Below are 22,997 nucleotides of genomic sequence, written 5' to 3' on the forward strand. Positions count from 1 at the left end.
TGAACATTGTTTTCGAAACTTTCCGCGTATTCTCTGCACGCCCAAGAACCAGTGACCACTCGAATGAATAACGAAGAAAAAAAGACCGGCTGGCTAGAAAACTTTCCAGTTTTACTATTTACGGTAATTATGGGATATTCAGGTTTGACCCTCGCTCTTCAGATAGCAGGCGAGGTCTACTTAAGTAAGATCACACTACTAATTACTACGTGTCTGTTTTTACTTATCCTGCTAATTTATATAATGAAAATTATAGTATGCCGAAATTCGGTAATCCATGAATGGCAGCACCCAATAAAAATTTCTTTTTTTCCAGCTATTTCTATCTCTATCCTCTTACTTTCAATGCTTTTTAAGACATTCTCAATCGAAATCGCGACGATCTTATGGCTAGTGGGCATAGCCGCTCAAACGCTCTTAGCTCTTTCAGTACTGGCAAATTGGATCGGCACTCGTCCTTACGAAACCATACATATTTCTCCTGCTTGGTTTATCCCGACGGTAGGAAACATCATTGCTGCAGTGGGCGGCGTCGATTTGGGATTCATACAAATTTCGTGGATATTTTTTTCAGCAGGAGTGATATTTTGGATATTATTACTAACATTAGTATTTAATCGCTTAATCTTTCATGATCCACTTCCAGAACGGATGGTTCCCACGCTAGCAATTCTAGTCGCCCCCCCTGCCGTCACTTTTCTGGCTTGGATAAAGTTTAATGGTGGAAACGTTGATAGCATGGCGCATGCAATGTATGGAGCTAGCCTTGCGTTCTTGGCGTTAACTCTTACTCAGGCCAGGCTACTTATTCAGCTTGCATTCTCTTTATCTTGGTGGGCCTTGAGCTTTCCCTTTGCGGCGCTTGTTTCGGCAACCATGATCTATGGAACAGCACTGAATAGTCAGCTTCACCTACTACTAGGGAGAGCCGGTATATTTCTTCTTTTCTTGCTCATCGTTGGGCTGTCATTACGTACTGTATTAGCGTTCTTTCGCAAAGAAATTTGTATGCCTGATTGAACGACCCAGCGCCGGTGAAAATATAATAAATGCTAGAGCGCAGGACTAAAATACAGCCATCATCTCATTAACAACTTAGTGAGCCTCCCCCACTGAACCGGTCCACCGCTATGTTTAGGAAACGGAGGACCATGAATGGCAAACAAACGACCAAAGCCCGAAGAGATCGTTACAAAGTTACGTCAAGTTGAAGTGGTGCCCGGGGGCGGAATCGAACCACCGACACGAGGATTTTCAATCCACTGCTCTACCCCTGAGCTACCCGGGCACGGGAGATGGTGGAACACCATCAAGGTGGGGGCGTTCTAGGGCCTTCGTGGGGGGCTGTCCATAGGGTTTGCGCAAAATTATCGCGTTTTTTCTATTGCAGCGGCCCTGCATCATCCTCGCCATCGCCGTTGCGACCAAATGCTTTGGCGCGGGCTGCTTGATCAAGGGCTTCTTCGATATCTTCGGGGTCGTTGGACGGCACGGCATATGATCCGTTCAACCATCGCGCCAGATCCACATCCGCGCAGCGGCGCGAGCAAAAAGGGCGATAGGCCGCGACTGTTTCCTTTTGACAAATCGGGCAACTCATGACGGCCATATCTCGTGCAAAGGCGCGCGGTCGCGCTTGCGCTGCAGTTCAAAATGGCCAAGCGGTGTCCATCCCGCAAGCACCGTGTCGGTCGCGTCAGAGCGCAAGGCACTGCGCAATTTATCCTCGAATAAACGGCGGTCTTTTTTCGGCATTGGGGCCAAATCCATTGTAATCTGCCCCGACAACCCACGCAGACGCAATTGACGCGGCAAATCACGCACCAAAGCCAAATTGGCCTTAAGCCCTGCTGCAAGGGATAAATCCCCGCCAGTGTTCACATCAATCGCCACGAGGGCAGAGGTAGGTTCAAACATGGCCCACGCCCCACCACCCAACTCCACCCGCGGGGAGAGGAGGGCATCAACCGCCTCCTCCACGCCGAGATCGGCGAAGGCGGCAGGGCTTTCCACCACTTCATCAGGCATCGGGCTTGTCCAATCGCGCCACGCCACCTCATGAGATGTGGGGGCTGCAACCAGCAATTCGGGGGTGCCAGTCACATCGGCCACCACGGCCTCGGCCAAGGCGCGCATGGCGCTGACATCCTCAACTATATCTTCATCCGCCGCCTCAGCGCTTGCTGAGCGAATGATCACGCCAAAATCCTCAGGCGCGCCCTCCATCGCCTCATGCGCCAGTTCCAAAAGGTGATCGCGGTCTTCCTCGTCACGGATCGAGCGGGCGATGTTAAATCCTGCCGCCGCGGGCGTGACAATGGCGTAGCGGCTTTTGAACAACAGCCTTGTCGTCACAGGCGCGGCCTTATTGCCTTCGGCATAGCCCATGACCTGAACAATCACGCTTGCCCCTTGCTCAAGGCCTTTGACCCCGCGCAAAAATCCCGATTGCCCATCGGGAAGGGTAACCATAACGCCGCCCTGCCCGCCCATGGCACGGGCCACCTTGGCACGGTAAATCTCGCCGATCTCGGGGCTTGGGTCATTTTCAGGGGGATCAATACGGATATCCTGCAGGCGGCCATCAACGAGCAATGCTGCCGCCTTGCGCCCTGCAACCTCATCCAATGCAATGACGCAGCCCTTCATTCTTGCCTCCAAACGGGATAGCCCAAGGCCGCCAAGGCACTGGCTGTTTCGGCCAAAGGAAGGCCCATAATGGCGGGATAGCTGCCTGAAATCCACGGAATAAACGCACCAGCAGGGCCTTGAATGGCATAACCGCCTGCCTTGCCGCGCCAATCGTCTGTCGCCAGATAAGCCGCGATTTCCGCATCGCTGAGGGATTTCATCTTCACACGGCTTTCAACTGCGCGCTCGATCACGCGCGCGCCTTTACGGGCAGCCAAGGCCGTGATGACGCGATGACGGCGGCCCGACAAAAGGCGCAAAAACGCCTCTGCCTCCACCGCATCCGCAGGCTTGCCCAAGATCCGCCGCCCCATAAAGACGGTCGTATCTGCGCATAGAACGACATCCTCGGGCGCAGATGATACAGCGGCAACCTTTTCGCGCGCGATACGGGTGACATAGGCGCGCGGATGTTCCCCCTTTTGCGGGGCTTCATCAATTTCAGGCGGGGCGATGTCGTCAGGTGAGATCCCCAACACCGCCAGTAACTCCCGCCTGCGCGGGCTTGCTGATCCCAAAATCAGGCGCAAAACAAATCACTTAAAGCGGTAATTGATACGGCCCTTGGTCAGGTCATAGGGGGTCATCTCAACCTGCACCTTGTCGCCTGCCAGAACGCGGATGCGGTTTTTGCGCATCTTGCCTGCCGTATGTGCGATGATCTCATGGCCGTTTTCTAGCTCGACCCTGAATGTCGCATTTGGCAGGAGTTCCTTCACGACACCGGGGAATTCGAGCATCTCTTCCTTGGCCATGGTCTCTCCTTAGCTTTCTCATTGCCCCAAATGGCAGCTTCGCCGCGGTAAATGCGCCCAAAGGAGCGGATTTTCAAGGCAAATCTTTCACCTGCGGCACAAGCGCTGTGCGCGCGGCGCTCTCGGGCCAATCGCGGCGGGTTAAAACCGTGCCGTTTTGGCGCAGATCTCGTAGCCGACCAAGGTCAATATCGGCCATCACCCATCCTGGCTTGTTCATTGCGCCTTCAGCAAACACGCCATTGTCACAAAAGCCCGCTTCAGCCGGGCCGTAGATCGCCGCTGCGCCATGGTTTTCATCCACTGCGGGCGACCATGCCGCCTGTCCGACTGTGGGTGATTGTAAAACTGCGCATTGTCCCTCTAGCGCGCGGGCCATTGCCCCCACCCGAACACGCCAATAACCTGCGCCACTATCCGTGCAGGATGGCACCAGAAGCAAATCAACCCCCGCCTCGACCAAGGCGCGCGCCAAAAGCGGAAACTCCGCATCATAGCAGATCAACACACCCACCCGCAGATCGCCAAGGTCAAAGACCTGCAAAGGCCCGCCCGATTGCACATGCCAAATCTCGCGTTCAAAGCGGGTCATAATCTGCTTGTCTTGATGCCCAATCCGCCCCTGCGCCCCATAAATGCAGGCGCGATTGACGGGCCGCAGCGCATAATCTTGGTCAAAAATCGGCGCAGATGGTGCCAATAGGGCAAGGCCATGCTGCACCGCAAGCCGCGCAAAGAGGGCATCCGCCTCAGGCCAAATATCACTGACGGCGCGCAGGCTGCCTTCAAGATCTGCCGCAACCGATGGCCCTGCAAGATGGGCCAATTCCATCGCGCCATATTCAGGAAAAATCGCAATCTCTGCGCCGCCATCCGCGGCCTCAGCGACCCATGCGGTGATCTTCGCGTCAAAATCAGCGAAACGGGTCAAGGGATCGAGCGGATAGGCAGCGGCGGCACATTTCATAGCTGTTTGATCCAAAATTGCAGGCGCTTTTGGGTTTTTTCGGAATCTCCGATATCGAGCCATGAAAATTCTGCAAAGACGCCATCCAATTTTTGATAGCCCCGCATTTTCCAGAATTCATTAAGCGGGCGATAGTCCTTTGGGGCCATCGGATGAGCCGCAGGGCGCACCACAGCGCAAAAGGCGCTATATGTTTTTCCCTGCGCGCGGGCCTCTGCCTCGCGCGCATCGAAAAACATATGCCCTGCCCCCTGCCCGCGATGGTCTTGCATCAGAACAGACTCTGCGCAGTAGAACACACCTTCGGCGGCGATATCGCAGGCCGCCAAAGCACCAGAGAAATCATCATCATGCTGAAGCAAAGGCATCCCCGTGGCCGCGCCAACCATCTGCGCGCCATCATAGGCGGCAACCACTATTGCCCCGCATTGTGCATAGCGGGCGAGATAACCCGTCTCATAGGCCAAATCCCCCTCATAGAGATAGGGCCAGTCACGAAAGACCGTGATGCGCAGCCGTGCCAGATCGGGAACAATTGCCGAGATCTCAGCCCCGCGATAGATGCGATAGGCAAGGCTCATGCCGAAACCTGAGCGATCCAATCAGCAAGGTTGTAATAGGTCACAACACGGGTGATCTTACCGTCCTCAACGGAAAAGAAACTGCCAGCGGGCAGGACATATGTCTGTCCGCGCGCTTCGGGCAATCCTGCATCCGTGGCCAGATAGGTGCCATTTACGATAAATTCGGCGGCAACGCGATTGCCTGCCTCATTCTGCATCACCACGATATCGGTGAGATGTTCTTTATAGCAGCGGTTCATATGGGCGCAAAATTCGGCAAAGGCCGCTTTGCCCATGCGCACCTGCCCCTCATTGACATGATGCGCCACATCTTCGCTGAGGCAATCAAGCATGGCCTCCAGATCGCCCGCATTAAACGCGGCGTAATACCGATGGATCAGATCCATTAGTCCCCCTCCTGTTCTAGCCCCGCATCTGGGGGGCCAAAACGATCTAGAATGCGTTTTTTGATTTGATCACGGGCTTGGCGATAGGCATCCAATTTCGCCTCGCGCGTTTCGCCCAACCCTGTTGGGTCAATGATGGGCCAATATTCAATATCGAGATGCGCATGACGCGTCAGATCCAGCGCGCGGCGTTGACTGGCGGGCGAAAGCGCCACGATCAGATCGAACCCCGAGAGATCATCCCCCCATTCCGCCATTTCATCGAAAGAGCGCACGCGATGACGTTCAAGGGCGACACCGATCTCAGCGGAAACAGAAACGGCAAAGCCATCTATCTCCAATTCATGATGCACACCCGCAGACTGAACATAGGCGCGGTGGCCGTAATATTTCTTCATCAGCCCTTCCGCCATGGGTGAGCGGGTTGCGTTATGATCGCAACAAAACAGAACCGAAGATGGAAATTCTTTGCCCACCAGATCAAGTCCCGAAATGCAGCACGCAGATCAGGGTAAAGAGGCGGCGCGCGGTATCGGTATCAATCTCGGCTTTGCCTTCAAGCCGTTCTTGCAAAACACGCGCACCCTCATTGTGAATGCCGCGCCGCGCCATATCAATCGCCTCAATTTGGGCTGCAGGAAGCTTTTTCACGGCAGAATAATAGCTCTCACAAATCTGCCAGTAATCTTTGACCACCTGACGGAATGGCGAGAGTGAAAGGTGGAATTCGGCGGCCAGTTCCGTCTCTTGGGTGGCAACAGAAAAAACCAGACGTTTGTCACGAATGGCCAAAGCCAAATGATAGGGCCCATCGGGCGGTGTGCGCCCATCCCGCGCAGGCAAAACAAAACTGTTTTCTTCGAGCAGATCAAAAATCGCTACGCGCCGTTCCTGTTCGATCTCAGGGGTTGGTGCAGGCATATTCGAGGTGTCAATCTGAATATCGGTAATGTGCATTGTCATTCACCATCCCCCTGATTGATCCGCGCAAGCCGCGCCAAAACGGATAGGCCATGCGCCTCAAGGCTTTCTGATTTCGCCAATGTTGCCGCCGCAGGGCCAATGGCCCGCAATGCTGCGGGTGTCATTTGCGCCATGGTGGAGCGTTTCATGAAATCAAGCACCGATAGCCCGCTAGAGAACCGCGCAGAGCGCGCGGTCGGCAGCACATGGTTTGGCCCCCCAATGTAATCGCCAATCGCTTCGGGCGTCCACGCCCCCACGAAAATAGCGCCGGCATGGGTGATCTTATCGGCATAGGTTTCGGCCTCAGCCACGCAAAGCTCGAGATGTTCAGGCGCAATGCGGTTGGAGAGCGCGGCTGCTTCATCCAAATCACGCACAACAATGATAGCGCCAAAATCACGCCAACTGGCCCCTGCGATGGCTCGCCGCTCTAGGGTTTCGAGGCGTTTCTCTACAGCCCCGGCAACAGCGCGGCCAAATTCTGCATGATCGGTGATCAAAATGGATTGCGCGCTTTCGTCATGTTCCGCTTGCGACAGAAGATCCAGTGCGATCCAATCGGGGTCATTGTCACGATCTGCGATCACCAAAATCTCAGACGGGCCTGCGATCATGTCAATGCCGACCTTGCCAAAGACCCGCCGTTTTGCGGCGGCGACATAGGCATTGCCGGGCCCTGTGATCTTATCCACGGGCAGCACGGTTTCAGTGCCATAAGCCAAGGCTGCAATCGCCTGCGCACCACCCATGCGGTAAATGCGATGCACCCCCGCAAGACGCGCCGCCAAGAGAACAAGGGGGTTCACCTTGCCATCGGGCGTGGGCACCACCATCGACAAATGACCAACCCCTGCCACGGCAGCGGGGATGGCATTCATCAAAACGGATGAGGGATAACTGGCCAGCCCGCCTGGCACATAAAGACCCGCGCGTGAGACAGGGCTCCATCGCCACCCAAGTTTGGCACCAAGTACGTCCTGCCACGCAGCATCTTCGGGCAGTTGGCGGGCATGGTAGGCGCGTATGCGCGTGGCGGCCAATTCAAGTGCTGCGCGCTCGGCGGCGGGCACAGTGGCAATGGCCGCATCAATCTCGGCCTCGGAAAAGATCAACTGCTCGGGCGTCAGACGGACACGATCAAATTTCTCGCCAAAGGCAATCAAGGCTGCATCGCCATCACGGCGCACCTGCGCAATGATATCGGCAACCACCGCATCTACATCAGGGCTATCCTCGCGCTTCATCCCGAGAAGTGCTTCAAACGCCGCCTCAAAATCCGCCGTATCCGTGTTCAGAAAAATAGGCATACCCGTCTCCGTCAGAATAGGAGGGGCTTACCTTGTGTTGGCCTCGCGCTCAAGACGCGAAAGCGTCACGGGTGCGAGGGGGTTTTTCCTGAAGGGGCCTGATAGGGCCTGGTCACATCGCGCAGAGCAAGATTGATTGCCTCGACCTCAAGCGCCAAGGCCCCATCGCCTGCAAAGGTCAGGGTGAGGCGCCCCATACCATCTTCGCCCGCCTGCCACTCGACCGAAAGCAATGATAAAACCACATCGCGCGCCTTCGGGCTGATGCCTTGCGCAGCCATGCTCAGCACATCATCCACAATCAGCAAGCTGCGCACCCGCTCAGGTGGGCTGATGCGCGCCCCATTTTCCCAACGAAAGCGATTGAGCAGCAGAACCACCTGACGTTTGGCGCGCGTGTATTTGATATCAGCCACAGTAAGGACGGCATCTTGCGCAAGCGCAGACAGGATTTTCACATCCTCCGCATCTGCGGCGGCAAGCGCCAAAGGCGCTTCGAAACCATCCTCAAATCGGGCGTCAACCATGGTCTGCCACCCGTTCAATATGTGCGCCAAGGCCGCTGAGTTTTTCTTCAACCCGCTCATACCCGCGATCAAGGTGATAGACGCGGTTCACACGGGTTTCCCCTTCGGCTGCAAGCCCCGCGAGGATCAAACTGACCGAGGCGCGCAAATCCGTGGCCATCACAGGCGCGCCGCGCAATTGTACAACGCCGGTCACCTTAGCTGTTCCGCCATGCACATCAATTTTGGCCCCCATGCGGATCAATTCGGGCGCATGCATAAAGCGGTTCTCAAAGATGGTCTCTTCCAATGTGGCAACCCCGTCAGCGGTGCACATCAGCGCCATCATCTGTGCCTGCAAATCAGTTGGGAACCCTGGGAATGGGGCGGTGGTCACATCCACGGCCCGCACGCGGCCCGTTTTGTGGCTGACGCGCAAGCCGCGATCGGTTTTAACAATCTCGACCCCCGCCTCTTCCAACTTATCGGCCAAGGCCGCCACAATAGCACGGCTGCCGCCGATCAATTCTACGCTGCCGCCTGCAATCGCGGGGGCAATCATATAGGTGCCCAGTTCAATACGATCTGCGATGACACGATGCGTTGTCGCATGCAAACGATCCACGCCACGAATAACGATGGTGTCTGTGCCTGCACCTTCGATATCTGCGCCCATGCCTTGCAAACAATGCGCCAGCGCCACGGTATCGGGCTCGCGCGCGGCATTGCGTAGAATGGTGGTGCCTTTAGCCAAAACCGCCGCGCAAAGCGCATTTTCCGTTGCACCCACGGAAACAAAAGGAAAGCTGATCTCAGCCCCTTTGAGGCCATTTTTTGCCGTTGCGTGAACATAGCCTTCGCGCAGATCAATTTTGGCCCCCAAAGCCTCAAGCGCGGTCAAATGCAAATCCACTTTGCGCGCACCAATTGCACAACCGCCCGGAAGCGAGACAACTGCCTCACCAAATCGGCCCACTAAGGGCCCAAGCACGTTGAAAGAAGCGCGCAGCTTGCGCACGATGTCGTAATGCGCAGTCAGATTGGTCACATCGGCAGACGAGATCATCATCGCGCGGCCATCGGCCAAACGGGCCACTTCGCAGCCCAAGCTTTCCAACAAGCTGCCCAGTGTCGCCACATCAGACAGGCGCGGCACATTGGTCAGCGTCAAAGGTTCATCCGATAAGAGGGCCGCACACATCAGCTTTAGGCAGGTGTTCTTCGCGCCCGCGATGGGAACCTCGCCCGAAAGCGGGCCATTTCCTTTAACGATGATACTGTCCACGGGTGCTGCCTCTTTTGCTCTGCTCAGGCCGCGTCAAGATGACGGGCCCGCGCCATTTTCGCCATCTTCCGCATGTCTTTTACGGGCCTGCGCCTTGCGGCGGGCCAAATTGGCCTTAAGCGCTGCTTTCAACCGCTCCGTGCGAATGTCTTGCGCGCTTCTTTGACCAGAATTTGATCTTTTCTGCGGGTTTGATGGTTGCTTCATGCCGCCTCTCATAACGAAGCGGACAATTCGCGTCTAGCGCGATGCAAATCGAAATTGGCAAAAATTGCCCATGTGCATCCGCACCCACCAAAAGGAATTAGGCCTTGGTGCAAATTTTCGTTTGCTTTGGTCTTGCATGGGTCTGCGATTGCGTCTAATCCACGCGCCACACGTGCGCTGCAGTAGCTCAGTGGTAGAGCACTCCCTTGGTAAGGGAGAGGTCGGGAGTTCAATCCTCCCCTGCAGCACCATCAAAATCATATAATCATTAATACAACAAACGCCCAAGTTGATGTGTGTAATCCAATTGGCTCTGAGCTTGCAAAAGTGCACACGTTGTACGCGATTGACAGAATGACCAGATGATCAGGGTGATTCAAAAACTAGTAATTGTTTCATATTATGTATATTTTTTTAAATAGTAATCACTGATAGCAGCAGAGTCGGAAAAGTCGTTCCCGTCATTCGCGTAGGATGTGTAGATTTCTATAGATCTATCAATAAGCGGTAGCCCGCCATTAATAGCCTGCATAAAGGCAGCAAGAGCGGTCATGTCTTTAGCTAACTGCCTTGCGTAAGCTTTAGGGGGATCAAAATCTTCAGAAACCATCTGCTTGTAAATCCGTTGCAAAATTTGAGAATCCGCCATTCCACCCGCTAATGCTTCTGGCAAAAGCTCGGGATCAATCTGCGCTGATCGCGCCAATGTCAAAACCTCTGCCATCAGGACATAATTCGTTCCAACAATCGCCTGATTTAAAGTTTTAGCAATTTGACCAGCACCCAATGGACCCAATAAAGTTGAGGTCTTTGTTAGAGCATCAAGTATCGGAATTACTCTTTCAAAATCGGCCTGCACACCGCCTAGCATCGCCGTTAAAGTTCCTGTCTCTGCTGGATCAGGACCTCCTGATACGGGCGCGTCAATCCAAGCAACTCCGTGTTCAGCCATTCTACCAGCAATTCGCACAGTGTCTTCGCGTGGCACAGTTGAAAAATCAATAATCAGGTCGGCGCCACCATCTGAGTTGGCAAAGCCGGTAGGACCAAAGCAACAGTTTTCAACTGCTTCAGTGTTAAGAACGCACATTGCAAGGATATCACTGCACTCGCGCACTTTTGCTGGAGTGTCTGCCCAAATTGCTCCATGCGGCAATACCTCTAAAGCCCGTTCCGGCTCTAAGTTCCATACAGTTACTTTAAAGCCACGCAACAGAAGGCGCCGCACCATCGGGGCGCCCATAATCCCAAGCCCGACAAATCCAATTTGAGGTAATTTCGAATGGTCTTTCATAATAGCTCCAGTTTTATTGAAAATGACACTTTACGGACATTCGAAAAGCGAACACGAGCTCGATAAATCATAGCTTAATCTAACCAAATTTGCTTAGCTTTCAGGATAAGAATCTTGGATTCAGCCAATTTATAGTCTCTCATATTGCAAACAAATTGCGACCTCAAAGAACTGATAGAGATATGCCCAGCCAAATAAGCACTTCAAACTTACCACTAACAGGATTGAGAATAATTGACCTGACACAGGTGATGGCTGGGCCATTCTGTTGCATGATGCTTGGAGATATGGGGGCAGATGTCATAAAAGTTGAGCCGCCAAAAGGTGATCAAACCCGAGCGGCAATGGGCTTTCGGATGAAAGGAAATGACAGTCCCGGTTTTTTTGCGTTGAACCGGAATAAAAAATCAGTTGTCTTAAATCTAAAGAGCTCTGGAGGCATGACCATGTTCATAGAGCTCGTTAAAACAGCCGACGTGCTGGTTGAAAACTATCGACCAGGTGTCACAAAGAGGCTGGGCATAGACTATCAATCTCTCAAACAAATTAACCCTAAACTGATTTATGCAAGCATATCTGGTTTTGGACAGACTGGGCCTTGGTCTCAGCGTCCAGGTTTCGACCTTATGGCACAAGCTATGTCTGGCGTTATGAGCGCCATGGGGCACCCCGATATGGGACCAGTAAAGTCTGGCGTTTCTGTTGGCGATTTGGGAGCAGGCTTATTCTGCGTTTATGGCATTCTAAGCGCAGTAATTGGCCGCACAAAATCTGGTACAGGTCAATATATTGACGCTTCTCTTTTTGAGGCAGCGCTATCTCTATCGATCTGGGAAACCACCGAATTTTGGGCCACAGGCAGGTCGCCCCAACCACTCGGTACAGCAAATCGTATGAGCGCACCCTACCAAGCATTCATGGCAAGCGATGGTATGTTTGTTGTGGGCGCTGCAAACCAAAAATTATGGGAATTATTTTGTGATGTGATTAACCGCCCAGAAATAAAAGAAGACCCACGGTTTATGACTAACATGGATCGCGTCGCTAACCGCAGCCAACTGGAAGCCGAACTCAAACCTATTTTCATCGAACAAAACGTGGGGTTTTGGGTTGCAAAGTTTTTAAACTACGGTGTTCCAGCAGGCCCAATTAACGACTTTGAGCAAGTTTTAAGTGCTGATCATACTTTGGAACGCAACATGGTTCTGGAAATCAATCACCCCGTAGAAGGGCCAATAAAATCTTTGGGCTTCCCGGTAAAGTTGCAAGACACCCCACAACAAGTACGTTTACCTCCGCCTCTACTGGGGGAGCATACTCATGAACTAGCAATTGAACTAGGATTGGATACTAACAAATTACGCGCAGAAGGAGCTTTTGAGTGAGTAGCGGTGCGGTACATATGCAAGTCGAGGGATCTGTTGCTAGAATTTGGTTTGATCGACCGGAAGCAATGAATTCGATGACTTGGAAGATGTACAATGACTTCGAAAAAATAAGTCTTCGTCTACAAACAATGTCAAAGCTAAGAGCGATAGTTTTACGTGGTGTGGGTGGTAAAGCCTTCGTCGCAGGTACGGACATACATCAATTCTCCGATTTTGATCGCAGTGAGCATGGCGTTGAGTATGAAAAAAAAATGGACCGAATACTCAATGAATTCGTGTCGCTTCCGGCACCTACTCTGGCAGTGATTGACGACCTAGCGATTGGTGGTGGCCTAAATATTGCAGCATCATGCGACTTGAGACTGGCTGCTACAGGCGCTCGGTTTGGTGCTCCGATATCTAGAACACTGGGAAACTGCCTCTCTATGCGCAACTATGCCAATATGGTCAGTCTTATTGGCGAACCCGCTTCAAAACGAATGTTGTTTTTAGCAGAACTAATGACCGCCGAAGAGCTTGCCGGAACTGGGTTTCTAGCCCGCGTAGTCCCCCCCCAGGAGGTGGACACTGCCAGCGATGAATTGATTGAAAAGCTATGCTCCATGGCGCCCCTCACCATCACGGCAAGTAAAAAAGCACTTCAACGTTTAAGGACTGCAAATTTACCTAGCGGCGAGGACTTGATCGAGCTTTGTTATGGGAGTTCAGATTTTCAAGAAGGCGTTCAAGCTTTTAAGGCGAAAAGACGCCCTAATTGGACTGGGGAATGAGCTAATGCAGGTAATATCTGTCATCTAGTTCGAGCCCCCAAATGTCCATGATCAATGATTTCTCCAACACGGTTTTAAACTCTACGGATATGATAGAGGACTTTTGAAAGTGAAGCATCCAATGAAACCAAGAATTGCTATTATTCCAGGAGATCCATCCGGTATTGGGCCTGAGCTTATCGCGAAATTATTGCAAGAAACAGATGTAAAAGAAGCGGCGAATATCCTTCTTGTAGGTGATGCTCATGTTTGGAAACAAGGCGCGAAGCAGGCCAGAAAAGATGTAGATTTAAATACAATACCCCGTTCAGAAATTTCCAGTTTTGAAGGAGTTGCACACCTCAATTTACAGACCTGTGAACCTGAAGAAATTGAAGTGGCCAATATTTGTTTGGCAAGCGGAAGATCTTCATTACGCAACCTGGAAAGCGCCTTAGATCTTGCTAAAAGTGGTCTTATCGATGGTATTTTATTCGCACCTTTTAATAAGGCAGCGTTGACACTCGCAGGCATGGAAGAACAGGACGAGCATCAATTTATTGCCAAGTATATAGGGTTTTCTGGCCATCACTCTGAAATAAATGTCCTGGACGACATCATGACCACCAGGGTCACCAGCCACATAAGCTTGGGCGAAGTGGCCCGCAATATAAATGAGTTATCAATCAGCCGAGCAATTGATTTAGCCGCTGTAACTCTCAAACGCTTCGGAATTGAATACCCTCACATAGCGGTTGCAGCACTCAATCCCCATGCCGGAGACAACGGAAAATTTGGGCGCGAAGAGATTGATGTAATTGGGCCAGTAATTCAGAATTACCAACAAAGTCAGATGAAAGTCACTGGGCCTTGGCCCTCTGACACTGTGTTTTTAAAAGCGCAGAACCGCGAAGTGGATGCTGTAGTTACAATGTATCACGACCAAGGGCAAATCGCGATGAAATTGATGGGGTTTGAGCGTGGAGTAACCGTTGCAGGCGGTTTACCAATACCAATCGTCACCCCTGCGCACGGCACTGCTTTTGATATTGCGGGTCAAGGCGTCGCCTCTGTCAGCGCGACGCTTCAAGCTTTTCGTTTATTACTGCGCACAAGACACGTTAATGCCGTAATTTAATTATCTACAATAACCCAACTTTCTGCTGATTTATCTTTATCGGGAGCGAAATATGAAAATCATCGACGCTCATCATCACTTTTGGGATCCAGACTTAAATTACCATCCTTGGCTCCGCGACGAGCCCCAAATCCCTTTTAGATATGGTGATTACTCCAGTATCCGCACAAGGTTTATGCATGAAGAATACGATTTAGTATCAGCAGATTGGGAGATTGTTGCAAATGTAACAATGGAGGGAGAATGGGATCCCACGGACCCAACTGGTGAAGCAATTTGGATGCAAAAAGTTGCAGATAGTACAGGAAAACCAGCCGCGCATGTCGCTCAAGCATGGTTAAACAAAAACGATTTAGATGAGGTTCTTTCTACTTTAGCCAATCTACCAATTGTCAAATCCGTACGCCATAAACCACGGTTCAATGCATCTCCAGGAGGACCACCGGGCGGTATGACAGACCCATATTTCAAAGCCGGTTACAAAGCCTTAGCAAAATCAAAACTGATGTTCGATTTACAGACCCCGTGGTGGCACTTGTATGAAGTAAAATCGATGGCAGATATGGCTCCAGAAGTGCCAATTATACTCAATCACACTGGACTTCCTTCTGATAGATCCGCCGAGGGTTTGGCTGGATGGTACGAAGCGCTAAAAGATTTTGCACAAATTCCCCAAACATTTATCAAAATTTCAGGATTAGGTGTTCCAGGAAAGCCTTGGTCCCTAGCTGACAATCGCGACATCATCAGAAGGGCAATTGATATTTTCTCGCCTGACAGATCTATGTTTGCGTCAAACTTCCCGGTGGACAGCTTGTGCGGAGATTTCAACACTATTTTTTCAGGGTTCGACACCGCTACCAATGACTATTCAAACGAGGAGAGACAGTCATTGTTTAGCGGCACTGCATCGAAAGTATACGGGATCAAGATGCTGTAATTTTTAAAAAACAAAATTTATAATCATTTGGCCAATAATTCTGAGATTAGTTGAGGCTAAGGTCGATACTCCCACTTCAATGGAAACCTATCCATAACCTGCGATAGCTTTGCTTCCTCCTCACCAATATTACTATTCAAACAAACAATTAGACCAAATTTTACATCATCGCGCACTGATACAACACGGGCCGCAAAACCCGCCTCAGCAAGGCTTGCGTCTAATACGCGCGCAATTGCGAGTTTGCGTAAAGCCGGCTTAAAGGTTTTACCTACGGCAGTTTTCGGTAACTCAGGTAAAATTTCGACATATTTGGGCGCTGCAGCACGTTCGGTAACATGGGTGCGGGCATGTTCCATTAAGGCATCCACGGTCACATCTGCCCCTTCAACCAATTCCACATAGGCGCAGGGCAGTTCGCCAGCGATTGGATCAGGCTGGCCAATTGCCGCTGCCATTGCCACTAATGGATGAGTGGCCAAAGCCTCCTCAATAATTGCAGGATCGATGTTGTGACCACCGCGATTAATCAAATCCTTCGCTCTGCCCGTGATCCAGAGATAACCGTCCGCATCAAACCGGCCCAAGTCGCCCGTGCGCAAATATTGGCCCTCGTACATTTGCGCCGCCGATTTTGTAGCGTCTTTGTAAATACCCTGCTCCGTCACGCCAGGACTTGCTACACAAATCTCGCCGATCTCATCAACGGCACATTCTGTGAGGCCTTCGGGCGTATCTTTGAGGATGATCACATTACAATGCGGAAAGGGGATCCCAACAGACCCAACCTTTTTCTCACCTTCAACTGGGTTGCAGGAGACAAGACAAGTAGCCTCGGTCAGGCCATATCCTTCGACAAGGCTGACGCCCGTTGCGCCCTCAAACCGGCGAAACAATTCCAATGGCAGGGGGGCTGATCCCGAAAAAGCGGTTTTCACAGAGGAGATATCCGCATCTACAGGCCGTTGCATCAACACCGCAAGCGCAGTTGGCACCGTGATCAAGAATGTGACCTGCCACCGTTCAACTAGTTTCCAAAAATTATCAAAAACCCCTGCCCCGCGATACCCTTGCGGCGTCGGAAAGACCGTATGGGCTCCCGAGCACAAACCACCCATTAAGATCACATGGCTTGCAAAAACATGAAATAGCGGCAGCGGGCAGAGCACCGTATCAGTTTCTGTAAATAACAGGCTGTGACCCACCCAACCATTATAAATCACACCCGAATAGCTGTGCTGCGCCACTTTGGGCATGCCTGTTGTGCCGCCTGTATGAAAACAGGCCGCAATGCGATCTTGCCCCTGATCTGCGAGGCGCAAGCGATCCGCATCCTCGCCCTCCATTTCCGCCCGCAACGACAACACGCGGGCCTGATGCGTGATCTTTACCTTGGGCCGCAACAAGGGCACGATCACCCGCTTGATCCCCGTCAGATAGCGCAGAAGATCAACTTCCAACACGGTCTCAACTTCGGGGGCCATGGCCACGGCGGCGGCGGTCTTTTGTGCAAGATCCGTCTTGGGGAATGGCGCCAAAGTGACCACAAGCCGCGCTTTCGTTTCGCGCAGGATACTCGCAATTTGATCAGGCTCAAGCAGCGGATTTATAGGCACCACAACGCCCGCAACCATCCCCGCCAGAAGGGTCAAGACTGTTTCGGTGCTATTGGGCAGCACAAAGGCCACCGCATCCTCAGGGCCAATGCCAAACCGCGCGAACAAATTGGCCAGTTGAGTCACCTCCGCCCTGAGGCTTTGCCAGTCCAATGTCTCTGCTTTTGCGTCAGGATCTGAAAACAGTTGAAAGGTAACCGCCGGGCGCGCGGGATGGCGCGCTGCAACGTCAGTCAGCAATTCATAAATGCTTTGCGCAGGCGCGGCCGCAGGCCACGGGTGATCTGTCTCAATTTTGCGCACATCTCGATTATTCGCAAAAGGCAGCATGGCCTTGCCCCCCCATCATTCTCCCAAATGATCCTGCTGTCACGATGCACGCTGTCGCACGGCAGGCTTTGCGTGAGAATGAAGAGAAAAGCGCGTTTTCGCAAGCACGCTGTGATTATTCAGCAGCGATTCCATCGGTGAATTGCAACCGCGCCAGACGTGCATAAAGTCCACCTTCCGCGACAAGCGCATCATGGCTGCCTTCGGCGACAATCTGCCCCGCATCAAAGACCAAAATGCGGTCGGCCTTTTTCACAGTTGCCAGTCGATGCGCAACAATCAAGGTCGTACGTTCGGCACTCAGATCTGCGACCGCGCGCTGCACCAAACGTTCACTTTCAGCGTCAAGCGCACTGGTAGCTTCGTCTAGCAGCAGGATGGGTGCATCGCGCAAAATGGCGCGGGCAATGGCAATACGCTGTTTTTGCCCCCCTGACAGCATGATCCCCCGCTCGCCTACATAGCTGTCGTAGCCTTTGGGTAGGGCGGCAAGAAAATCATGCGCTGCGGCGGCGCGGGCGGCGGCCTCAACCTCGGCATCGGTGGCATCAGGGCGGCCAAAGCGAATATTGTCTCGCGCAGATGCCGCAAAAATCACAGGGTCTTGTGGCACCAGCGCCATAGCAGCGCGGAACCCCTCACGGCGCATATCGCGCAGATTGACCCCATCAAGGGTGATCTTGCCTTTTTGCGGATCATAGAAGCGTTGCAGCAATTGGAAGATCGTGGATTTACCCGCGCCTGATGGCCCGACAAGCGCCACTGTCTCACCCGATTTAATGGTGAAGCTCACATCTTTGAGCGCCGCCGTTTCTGAGCGGGTCGGATAGGCAAAACCCACGCCGTCAAACACGATATCGCCCTTGCCCCCATGTGTCGGAGACACAGGGCGGACGGGATCGGTGACTGCGTCCTCAGCGTAGACAAGTTCTACCAACCGCTCGGTCGCACCAGCGGCGCGCTGCAATTCGCCCCAAATCTCAGACAGCGCACCCACCGCGCCTGCGACCATAATTGCATAGATCAAAAACTGGATTAGCGCGCCGATGCTCATTGCGTCTGCGCGAACATCCCGCGCTCCCACCCAAAGTACCCCCACAATCCCCGCAAAAATGAGGAATATCACAATCACTGTCATGAAGGCACGGGTTGAAATGCGGCGCTTGGCACTGTTGAAACTGGCCTCTGTAACGTTGGAAAAATCATTGGAAGAGGCTCGCTCATGAGTAAAGGCCTGCACAGTTTGAGCGGCCAAAAGCGCCTCGGAGGCCGCTCCAGAACTTTGCGCAATCCAATCTTGGTTTTCACGCGACAACGCACGCAGTTTGCGTCCCAAAACCACAATCGGAACGATAATCGCAGGCACAAGCAGCAGAACCATCCCCGTCAGCTTGGGCGATGTGACAACCATCATCACCAAGCCGCCCATCAAAATCAGCGCATTGCGCAAGGCAACCGACACCGAGGAGGAGATCACGCTGAGCAAAAGCGTGGTGTCTGTGGTGATGCGGCTGAGCACCTCACCCGTCATGACCTTCTCATAAAAACTTGGGCTCATGGAGATCATGCGGAAAAACACAGCCTTGCGAATATCGGCAATTACGCGCTCGCCCAATCGTGTCACGAGGTAATAGCGCGCGCCCGTCCCCAACGCCAAAAGGCCCGCGATCCCCAAGGCAGCAAGAAAATAGCTGTCCAAGAGGGCGGCGGTGTTTGTCTCAAACCCATCTACGACACGGCGCACGGCCAAGGGCATAATCAGCGCCACAAGCGCCGTGGTCACAAGCGCCAAACCCGCCCCGATGATCCAGACACGATACGGCACGAGAAAGGGCACAAGCGCACGCAGCGATCCAATCTTTTTGGAGCGCGCACGCTCCTCCGTGGCATTGGCGGCCTTTGCAGGCGGTGCTGCCTTAGCGGCATCGGTTTGGGTGGTCATGGTCGCGTTTATCCTCAATCTGTGAAAGTGGGATAAAGCGGCACGGCTCATCAAACAAGCCCCGCGTGGCGCGACTTAATGCGCGCAGAAATGAAATCAGGGACGCGGCCCGCGATATTTGGCAACAAATTCCGCCGCAGGCATTGCGCGGAAATCAGGTAATGCGCGGCGCAGACGGGCATGATCCCAGTCCCACCACGCCAAATCCATGAGATCTTGCGCGACCTCATCGGCAAAGCGCATGCGCAAGGGCTTTGCGGGCGTGCCTGCCACAATCATAAAATCTGGCACATCCTTTGTCACCACAGCGCCTGCGGCAACAATCGCGCCGATGCCCACGCGGATTTCGGGTTTGATAATCGCACCATGACCGATCCAACAATCGGCCCCAAGGCTAAGACGGCGCGCCGCACGAGCGGCAAAAAATGCAGCATCGTCTGACGCGTCATCGAAATAGAGCTCAGAGCGATAGAGGAAATGATGTTGCGCCGCATTGCGCATCGGGTGATCGGTTGGCCCGATCCGTGTCATCGCGGCAATGTTCGAAAATTTGCCGATATCGGCATTGGCAATATCGGCCATACGGTCACAATAGGCGTAGTCCCCGAAAGCCGAGTTCAGAACGCGCGAGAACGCCCCCACCTCGCAATAAGCCCCGAAGGTAGAATTGGCGATTTCGCAACCTTGATGGATCAGGGGCGTATCGGCTGTCAGTTTTTTTGCGTCACTCATGTTGGCCTATCACTTGCCTGAGCCATCGCCTTTGATCAGGCGCGCCCGTATACGACCAGAAACCGCATCCATTGCAACCACCATCAGCACGATCAAGGTTATATAATAAGTGACCTTTTCCCAATCTGCCGTGGTCTGGATGGCTTGGGTCAGCAATAGACCGATGCCCCCGCCCACAATCGCGCCCACAATCGTGGCCGAGCGCGTGTTCGATTCAAAGAAATACAACACCTGACTGAGCAAAATGGGCATGACTTGCGGCAAGACGCCGAAACGATTGCGCTGCACTGCATTCGCGCCTGTCGATGCCAGCCCCTCAATCTGCTTTTCATCGACATTTTCAAGGGCCTCGGAAAACAGTTTGCCAAAGCTGCCCGTATCTGTCAGCAAAATAGCCAAGGCCCCTGTCATCGGCCCTGGCCCAAAGGCCCGCGATAAGATGATGGTAAAGATCAGCGCATCCAAGCCACGCACAAAATCAAACAGGCGGCGGATGACAAACCGCACCGCTTTGGACGGAGCGAAATTTGTTGCCGCAAAAAACGCCAAAGGCAGCGCAATCATTGCCGCGCCAAATGTGCCCAGAAAGGCCATCAGGATCGTTTCTCCCAAAGCCCAAAAAACATCCCCATGCCGCCAGATTGAATTGTTCCAGACATTCGACAGCATCAGACCAAAATTGGAATGCGCGGGGTCAATTTGCGCGCCGCGGGTGATGGTCGCGAAAACCTCGCCCGCGCTCATGCCTGAATAGGGGCTGGCCAGATCGAAAAAGAACATCTCCCATCCCGCGAAATAGCGCATGGTTTCGGTGCGGTTGCGGGTGACAGACAGCCGCCCACCTTCGGTCGCAATCGAGACGCGATTGCCAGAGGCATTGATGAAATCAGGAACCGCCTCGGCGGATAGGCGCAAATCAACCCCATTTGCGGTATCAATGACAATGTCGCCAAATTCAGGATGGTGATAGGTGATCAGCGGCCCAGCATAGGTCACGCGATGCCCATGGCGCAGTTCGATTTCGGCTGTGTGGCCTGCCACTTCGGCCCAAGCGGGGATTTGATCAGGCGCATAGGTGGCACGGCGTGAACCTTCAATGGCGACCGTGATCTCGCCTGAGCGATTATCGCGCGTGACATGGGTTTTATAGCTGACCGCATCCGACACCAACACCGCCGCGTTATCCATCCGCGCCCGTTCTGCCAGACCCAGAATGTCAAAGGCAAAAAAGACATAGACCGCATAGGCAAAGATCACCGCTGGGATCGCAAAACCAAATAGTTTCTTGCGCCCAATGCGGCGGATTTCGGAGGTACGCAAAGCCGCAACATCTTGGGTAGCCATGACCATATCAGAACGTCCCCTTGGTCAAATAATTGCGCAGGCTGCTTGAGAGCTGATCAACCGCGACAATGGTCAAAAACAGGATCACGAAAACGGCGGCGGCCTCATCGAACTTGCCCTGCCCGAACGTCAGCGCGTTTTTCAGCTCGTAGCCAATGCCACCCGCGCCCACAAAACCAAGGATGGCTGACGCGCGGATATTGATCTCAAAGCGCAGCAACCCATAGCTGAGGTAATTGGGCAAAACCTGTGGGATGACACCCAACCAAATCCGTTGACCCCAATTTGCACCGACAGACTGCAACCCTTCGACAGGTTTCATGTCCGTGTTTTCAGTCACCTCAGAAAACAATTTGCCCATGGCACCCATCGTATGCAGCGCGATGGCAATCATTGCAGGCACAGGGCCACCACCCATGATGAAAATCAGCACCAATGCCACCACAACCTCAGGGATCGCGCGCAAGATGTCGGTGATACGGCGAAAGAACGGGATCAGACGCGGCCAATAGGCCAGCCCGCGCGTGCCCAAGAGCGAGAACACCACCCCACCCGCGCAGCCAAGCAAAGTCGCGACCGCCGCAATGTTAAGCGTCTCAATCAAAGCAGGCAGTGCATCCACCATATGGCCAGGCAGGTTTGCTGCTTTTTCAATCGCCTCAGAAATCAGATCAGCAGGGAAATCAAAAAGGCGATGTAGGCCTTCCAAGAAACCACCCGCATTGCGATCTTCTGCAATAGAGAAGCCAGAAATCAACATCACCGCAAAGATCAAAATGAGCAGACCTGAATAGAGACGGCGGCGCTGCGTCATCTGCAGATAATCTTCGCGCACTGTTTCACGTCTTTCCCGATCGATCTGGGATGAGGTGATATCGGTCATGGTCAACCTTTCTTGAAGATGGGGGCGCGCAAATCTGCGCACCCCCCAATGTCATGCACCAGTGTGCAACAAGGGCTTAGTTACCTTGTGCCAAACGCACAGCGATGATGGTCTCATAGGCTTCGTGGCTGATGGGTGCGAAACCTGCGGTTTCACCTGCCGCCACGCCATAAGCGCAGGCCTCATCTGTTTCGTGCAGATTGGCCAAAAGTTCGGTTACAGTCGCCTTTACATCGTCAGGCAGCGATTGACGCAGAACGACAGGGCCTTCTGGAATTGGCTTAGAGCGCCAGATTTCAACCAAGTCGTTCATATCAACCAGACCTGCATCAACCGCGCGGCGCAATGCGCCCGAGTTGTAGCCGTCTTCCCAGTTGCCCAAACCATCGGCCCAAGTCACGCCTGCATCAATATCGCCATTGTTTACGGCGATGATTGTCTGCTCGTGACCGCCTGTGAATACAACATCACCAAAGAAATCGCCTGGCTCCATCGAGTAACCCAACTGTGGGATCTCAACCGAAGGGATCAAGAAACCAGAGGTCGAGTTTGGATCACCAAAGCCAAAGGTTTTGCCTTCAAGATTGGCCAAATCGGCAATGCCGCTGTCAACGCGGGCAAAGCCGATGGAATGATACGAGAAAGAGCCATCCAAATTGGTCTTAACCAAGACAGGCTCGACCGCGTTTTCATCTGCGATATAGGTCGCGGCATAGGAAGACGCGCCCAACCATGCGAAATCAAGCGTGCCGCCAAGCAAGCCTTGGATCACGCCGTTGTAATCTGCAGGGGTGAACAAACGGGTTGGAACGCCAAGGGCCTCTTCAACATAGGCGCGGAAGCATTCGTTATTTGCCAAACGGTCTTGCGCGTTTTCACCGCCCAAAAGGCCGATATTGAATTCTGTGATTTCTTGCGCCGCCGCAGGCCCAGCAAGGGCTGTTGTCACTGCGAGGAGGGTTGCCAGTTTCTTCATGAGAAGTCTCC

At 53.0% G+C, this 22,997-nt stretch carries 25 protein-coding genes and 2 tRNA genes; 6 read left to right on the top strand and 21 right to left on the bottom strand.

Translation table 11 applies throughout. The features are described 5' to 3' along the window. Positions 1-63 precede the first annotated feature (63 nt). Entirely contained in the window at positions 64-1,020 is a 957-nt protein-coding gene (locus AAC632_RS00105; protein WP_340298716.1) for an SLAC1 anion channel family protein, read from the top strand. A 193-nt stretch (positions 1,021-1,213) separates the two neighbouring features. Here the strand turns inward: AAC632_RS00105 and AAC632_RS00110 are convergent. The 14 genes from AAC632_RS00110 to AAC632_RS00175 form a co-directional block, all read right to left on the bottom strand. Continuing rightward, positions 1,214-1,288 (bottom strand) — tRNA-Phe (locus tag AAC632_RS00110). Positions 1,289-1,381: 93 nt separating this feature from the next. Further along, a complete protein-coding gene (locus AAC632_RS00115) occupies positions 1,382-1,600 on the bottom strand; it encodes a DNA gyrase inhibitor YacG (RefSeq protein WP_317655407.1) in 219 nt (72 codons plus the stop codon). Then, positions 1,597-2,649, bottom strand: coding sequence for a ribonuclease E/G (locus AAC632_RS00120; RefSeq protein ID WP_340255078.1), 1,053 nt, complete (start codon positions 2,647-2,649; stop codon positions 1,597-1,599). Before AAC632_RS00120 ends, AAC632_RS00115 begins: the two co-directional genes overlap by 4 nt. Continuing rightward, complete coding sequence (locus tag AAC632_RS00125) at positions 2,646-3,221, bottom strand: Maf family protein (RefSeq protein WP_340298715.1); 576 nt, start codon at positions 3,219-3,221, stop codon at positions 2,646-2,648. Before AAC632_RS00125 ends, AAC632_RS00120 begins: the two co-directional genes overlap by 4 nt. 6 nt (positions 3,222-3,227) lie before the next feature. After that, positions 3,228-3,446, bottom strand: coding sequence for a translation initiation factor IF-1 (infA, locus tag AAC632_RS00130; RefSeq protein WP_011455993.1), 219 nt, complete (start codon positions 3,444-3,446; stop codon positions 3,228-3,230). A gap of 73 nt (positions 3,447-3,519) precedes the next feature. Then, on the bottom strand, positions 3,520-4,413 hold the full coding sequence (locus AAC632_RS00135; RefSeq protein ID WP_340298714.1) for a carbon-nitrogen hydrolase family protein: 894 nt from the start codon (positions 4,411-4,413) through the stop codon (positions 3,520-3,522). Beyond that, entirely contained in the window at positions 4,410-4,994 is a 585-nt protein-coding gene (locus tag AAC632_RS00140; RefSeq protein ID WP_340298713.1) for a GNAT family N-acetyltransferase, read from the bottom strand. Before AAC632_RS00140 ends, AAC632_RS00135 begins: the two co-directional genes overlap by 4 nt. Further along, positions 4,991-5,383, bottom strand: a complete 393-nt coding sequence (locus AAC632_RS00145; protein ID WP_340298712.1) for a ketosteroid isomerase-related protein — start codon at positions 5,381-5,383, stop codon at positions 4,991-4,993. Before AAC632_RS00145 ends, AAC632_RS00140 begins: the two co-directional genes overlap by 4 nt. Continuing rightward, positions 5,383-5,859 (bottom strand): arsenate-mycothiol transferase ArsC, encoded by a 477-nt coding sequence (locus tag AAC632_RS00150; RefSeq protein ID WP_317655414.1) that lies wholly within the window; start codon positions 5,857-5,859, stop codon positions 5,383-5,385. Before AAC632_RS00150 ends, AAC632_RS00145 begins: the two co-directional genes overlap by 1 nt. 4 nt (positions 5,860-5,863) lie before the next feature. Then, positions 5,864-6,346 carry a UPF0262 family protein gene (locus tag AAC632_RS00155; protein WP_340298711.1) on the bottom strand — a complete coding sequence of 161 codons (483 nt, stop codon included), beginning with the start codon at positions 6,344-6,346 and terminating at the stop codon, positions 5,864-5,866. After that, positions 6,343-7,656 (bottom strand): histidinol dehydrogenase, encoded by a 1,314-nt coding sequence (hisD, locus tag AAC632_RS00160; protein ID WP_340298710.1) that lies wholly within the window; start codon positions 7,654-7,656, stop codon positions 6,343-6,345. Before hisD ends, AAC632_RS00155 begins: the two co-directional genes overlap by 4 nt. A gap of 65 nt (positions 7,657-7,721) precedes the next feature. Continuing rightward, positions 7,722-8,183 carry a DUF2948 family protein gene (locus tag AAC632_RS00165; RefSeq protein ID WP_340298709.1) on the bottom strand — a complete coding sequence of 154 codons (462 nt, stop codon included), beginning with the start codon at positions 8,181-8,183 and terminating at the stop codon, positions 7,722-7,724. Next, positions 8,176-9,447, bottom strand: a complete 1,272-nt coding sequence (gene murA / locus AAC632_RS00170; RefSeq protein WP_340298708.1) for a UDP-N-acetylglucosamine 1-carboxyvinyltransferase — start codon at positions 9,445-9,447, stop codon at positions 8,176-8,178. The genes AAC632_RS00165 and murA overlap by 8 nt, the downstream gene beginning before the upstream one ends. Positions 9,448-9,480: 33 nt before the next feature. Then, entirely contained in the window at positions 9,481-9,654 is a 174-nt protein-coding gene (locus AAC632_RS00175; RefSeq protein WP_340298707.1) for a hypothetical protein, read from the bottom strand. A 176-nt stretch (positions 9,655-9,830) separates the two neighbouring features. Here AAC632_RS00175 and AAC632_RS00180 point away from each other — a divergent pair. Continuing rightward, positions 9,831-9,905 (top strand) — tRNA-Thr (locus tag AAC632_RS00180). A gap of 149 nt (positions 9,906-10,054) precedes the next feature. On the opposite strand, the gene AAC632_RS00185 is transcribed toward AAC632_RS00180, so the two are convergent. Continuing rightward, positions 10,055-10,948 carry an NAD(P)-dependent oxidoreductase gene (locus AAC632_RS00185; protein WP_340298706.1) on the bottom strand — a complete coding sequence of 298 codons (894 nt, stop codon included), beginning with the start codon at positions 10,946-10,948 and terminating at the stop codon, positions 10,055-10,057. Positions 10,949-11,130: 182 nt separating this feature from the next. Between AAC632_RS00185 and AAC632_RS00190 the strand changes: the two genes are divergently transcribed. From AAC632_RS00190 to AAC632_RS00205, 4 genes are all read left to right on the top strand, one after another. Beyond that, positions 11,131-12,333 carry a CaiB/BaiF CoA transferase family protein gene (locus tag AAC632_RS00190; RefSeq protein WP_340298705.1) on the top strand — a complete coding sequence of 401 codons (1,203 nt, stop codon included), beginning with the start codon at positions 11,131-11,133 and terminating at the stop codon, positions 12,331-12,333. Further along, positions 12,330-13,106, top strand: coding sequence for an enoyl-CoA hydratase (locus AAC632_RS00195; protein WP_340298704.1), 777 nt, complete (start codon positions 12,330-12,332; stop codon positions 13,104-13,106). Before AAC632_RS00190 ends, AAC632_RS00195 begins: the two co-directional genes overlap by 4 nt. Positions 13,107-13,227: 121 nt before the next feature. Further along, positions 13,228-14,223, top strand: a complete 996-nt coding sequence (locus AAC632_RS00200) for a 4-hydroxythreonine-4-phosphate dehydrogenase PdxA (RefSeq protein WP_340298703.1) — start codon at positions 13,228-13,230, stop codon at positions 14,221-14,223. Between the two features lie 52 nt (positions 14,224-14,275). Then, positions 14,276-15,163 carry an amidohydrolase family protein gene (locus AAC632_RS00205; protein WP_340298702.1) on the top strand — a complete coding sequence of 296 codons (888 nt, stop codon included), beginning with the start codon at positions 14,276-14,278 and terminating at the stop codon, positions 15,161-15,163. A 56-nt stretch (positions 15,164-15,219) separates the two neighbouring features. Here the strand turns inward: AAC632_RS00205 and AAC632_RS00210 are convergent, their stop codons facing one another. The 6 genes from AAC632_RS00210 to phnD all read right to left on the bottom strand — a co-directional run bounded on the left by AAC632_RS00210 (position 15,220) and on the right by phnD (position 22,986). Continuing rightward, positions 15,220-17,109, bottom strand: coding sequence for an acyl-CoA synthetase (locus AAC632_RS00210; protein WP_340298701.1), 1,890 nt, complete (start codon positions 17,107-17,109; stop codon positions 15,220-15,222). A gap of 115 nt (positions 17,110-17,224) precedes the next feature. After that, complete coding sequence (locus AAC632_RS00215; RefSeq protein ID WP_340298700.1) at positions 17,225-19,051, bottom strand: ABC transporter transmembrane domain-containing protein; 1,827 nt, start codon at positions 19,049-19,051, stop codon at positions 17,225-17,227. Between the two features lie 96 nt (positions 19,052-19,147). Next, positions 19,148-19,783: a chloramphenicol acetyltransferase gene (locus tag AAC632_RS00220; protein ID WP_340255031.1), complete on the bottom strand. Its 636-nt coding sequence runs from the start codon at positions 19,781-19,783 to the stop codon at positions 19,148-19,150. 9 nt (positions 19,784-19,792) lie between these two features. Then, positions 19,793-21,127, bottom strand: coding sequence for a phosphonate ABC transporter, permease protein PhnE (gene phnE / locus AAC632_RS00225; protein WP_340298795.1), 1,335 nt, complete (start codon positions 21,125-21,127; stop codon positions 19,793-19,795). Between the two features lie 7 nt (positions 21,128-21,134). Continuing rightward, positions 21,135-22,010 carry a phosphonate ABC transporter, permease protein PhnE gene (gene phnE, locus AAC632_RS00230; protein ID WP_340298699.1) on the bottom strand — a complete coding sequence of 292 codons (876 nt, stop codon included), beginning with the start codon at positions 22,008-22,010 and terminating at the stop codon, positions 21,135-21,137. A gap of 76 nt (positions 22,011-22,086) precedes the next feature. Further along, a complete protein-coding gene (gene phnD / locus AAC632_RS00235; protein ID WP_340255022.1) occupies positions 22,087-22,986 on the bottom strand; it encodes a phosphonate ABC transporter substrate-binding protein in 900 nt (299 codons plus the stop codon). Positions 22,987-22,997: the final 11 nt, after the last annotated feature.

Source organism: Roseobacter sp. HKCC-CH-9351 (assembly GCF_037830295.1).
In the GTDB taxonomy this organism is placed as follows: Bacteria; Pseudomonadota; Alphaproteobacteria; order Rhodobacterales; family Rhodobacteraceae; genus M30B80.

What these genes read in the sequence shown, in the direction of transcription:
- AAC632_RS00105 (WP_340298716.1), top strand. Translation starts at nt 64, where the DNA reads ATGAATAACGAAGAAAAAAAGACCGGCTGGCTAGAAAACTTTCCAGTT.
- AAC632_RS00115 (WP_317655407.1), bottom strand. Translation starts at nt 1,600, where the DNA reads ATGAGTTGCCCGATTTGTCAAAAGGAAACAGTCGCGGCCTATCGCCCT.
- AAC632_RS00120 (WP_340255078.1), bottom strand. Translation starts at nt 2,649, where the DNA reads ATGAAGGGCTGCGTCATTGCATTGGATGAGGTTGCAGGGCGCAAGGCG.
- infA (WP_011455993.1), bottom strand. Translation starts at nt 3,446, where the DNA reads ATGGCCAAGGAAGAGATGCTCGAATTCCCCGGTGTCGTGAAGGAACTC.
- AAC632_RS00135 (WP_340298714.1), bottom strand. Translation starts at nt 4,413, where the DNA reads ATGAAATGTGCCGCCGCTGCCTATCCGCTCGATCCCTTGACCCGTTTC.
- AAC632_RS00140 (WP_340298713.1), bottom strand. Translation starts at nt 4,994, where the DNA reads ATGAGCCTTGCCTATCGCATCTATCGCGGGGCTGAGATCTCGGCAATT.
- AAC632_RS00145 (WP_340298712.1), bottom strand. Translation starts at nt 5,383, where the DNA reads ATGGATCTGATCCATCGGTATTACGCCGCGTTTAATGCGGGCGATCTG.
- AAC632_RS00155 (WP_340298711.1), bottom strand. Translation starts at nt 6,346, where the DNA reads ATGACAATGCACATTACCGATATTCAGATTGACACCTCGAATATGCCT.
- hisD (WP_340298710.1), bottom strand. Translation starts at nt 7,656, where the DNA reads ATGCCTATTTTTCTGAACACGGATACGGCGGATTTTGAGGCGGCGTTT.
- AAC632_RS00165 (WP_340298709.1), bottom strand. Translation starts at nt 8,183, where the DNA reads ATGGTTGACGCCCGATTTGAGGATGGTTTCGAAGCGCCTTTGGCGCTT.
- AAC632_RS00175 (WP_340298707.1), bottom strand. Translation starts at nt 9,654, where the DNA reads ATGAAGCAACCATCAAACCCGCAGAAAAGATCAAATTCTGGTCAAAGA.
- AAC632_RS00185 (WP_340298706.1), bottom strand. Translation starts at nt 10,948, where the DNA reads ATGAAAGACCATTCGAAATTACCTCAAATTGGATTTGTCGGGCTTGGG.
- AAC632_RS00190 (WP_340298705.1), top strand. Translation starts at nt 11,131, where the DNA reads ATGCCCAGCCAAATAAGCACTTCAAACTTACCACTAACAGGATTGAGA.
- AAC632_RS00200 (WP_340298703.1), top strand. Translation starts at nt 13,228, where the DNA reads ATGAAACCAAGAATTGCTATTATTCCAGGAGATCCATCCGGTATTGGG.
- AAC632_RS00205 (WP_340298702.1), top strand. Translation starts at nt 14,276, where the DNA reads ATGAAAATCATCGACGCTCATCATCACTTTTGGGATCCAGACTTAAAT.
- AAC632_RS00210 (WP_340298701.1), bottom strand. Translation starts at nt 17,109, where the DNA reads ATGCTGCCTTTTGCGAATAATCGAGATGTGCGCAAAATTGAGACAGAT.
- AAC632_RS00215 (WP_340298700.1), bottom strand. Translation starts at nt 19,051, where the DNA reads ATGACCACCCAAACCGATGCCGCTAAGGCAGCACCGCCTGCAAAGGCC.
- AAC632_RS00220 (WP_340255031.1), bottom strand. Translation starts at nt 19,783, where the DNA reads ATGAGTGACGCAAAAAAACTGACAGCCGATACGCCCCTGATCCATCAA.
- phnE (WP_340298795.1), bottom strand. Translation starts at nt 21,127, where the DNA reads ATGGCTACCCAAGATGTTGCGGCTTTGCGTACCTCCGAAATCCGCCGC.
- phnE (WP_340298699.1), bottom strand. Translation starts at nt 22,010, where the DNA reads ATGACCGATATCACCTCATCCCAGATCGATCGGGAAAGACGTGAAACA.
- phnD (WP_340255022.1), bottom strand. Translation starts at nt 22,986, where the DNA reads ATGAAGAAACTGGCAACCCTCCTCGCAGTGACAACAGCCCTTGCTGGG.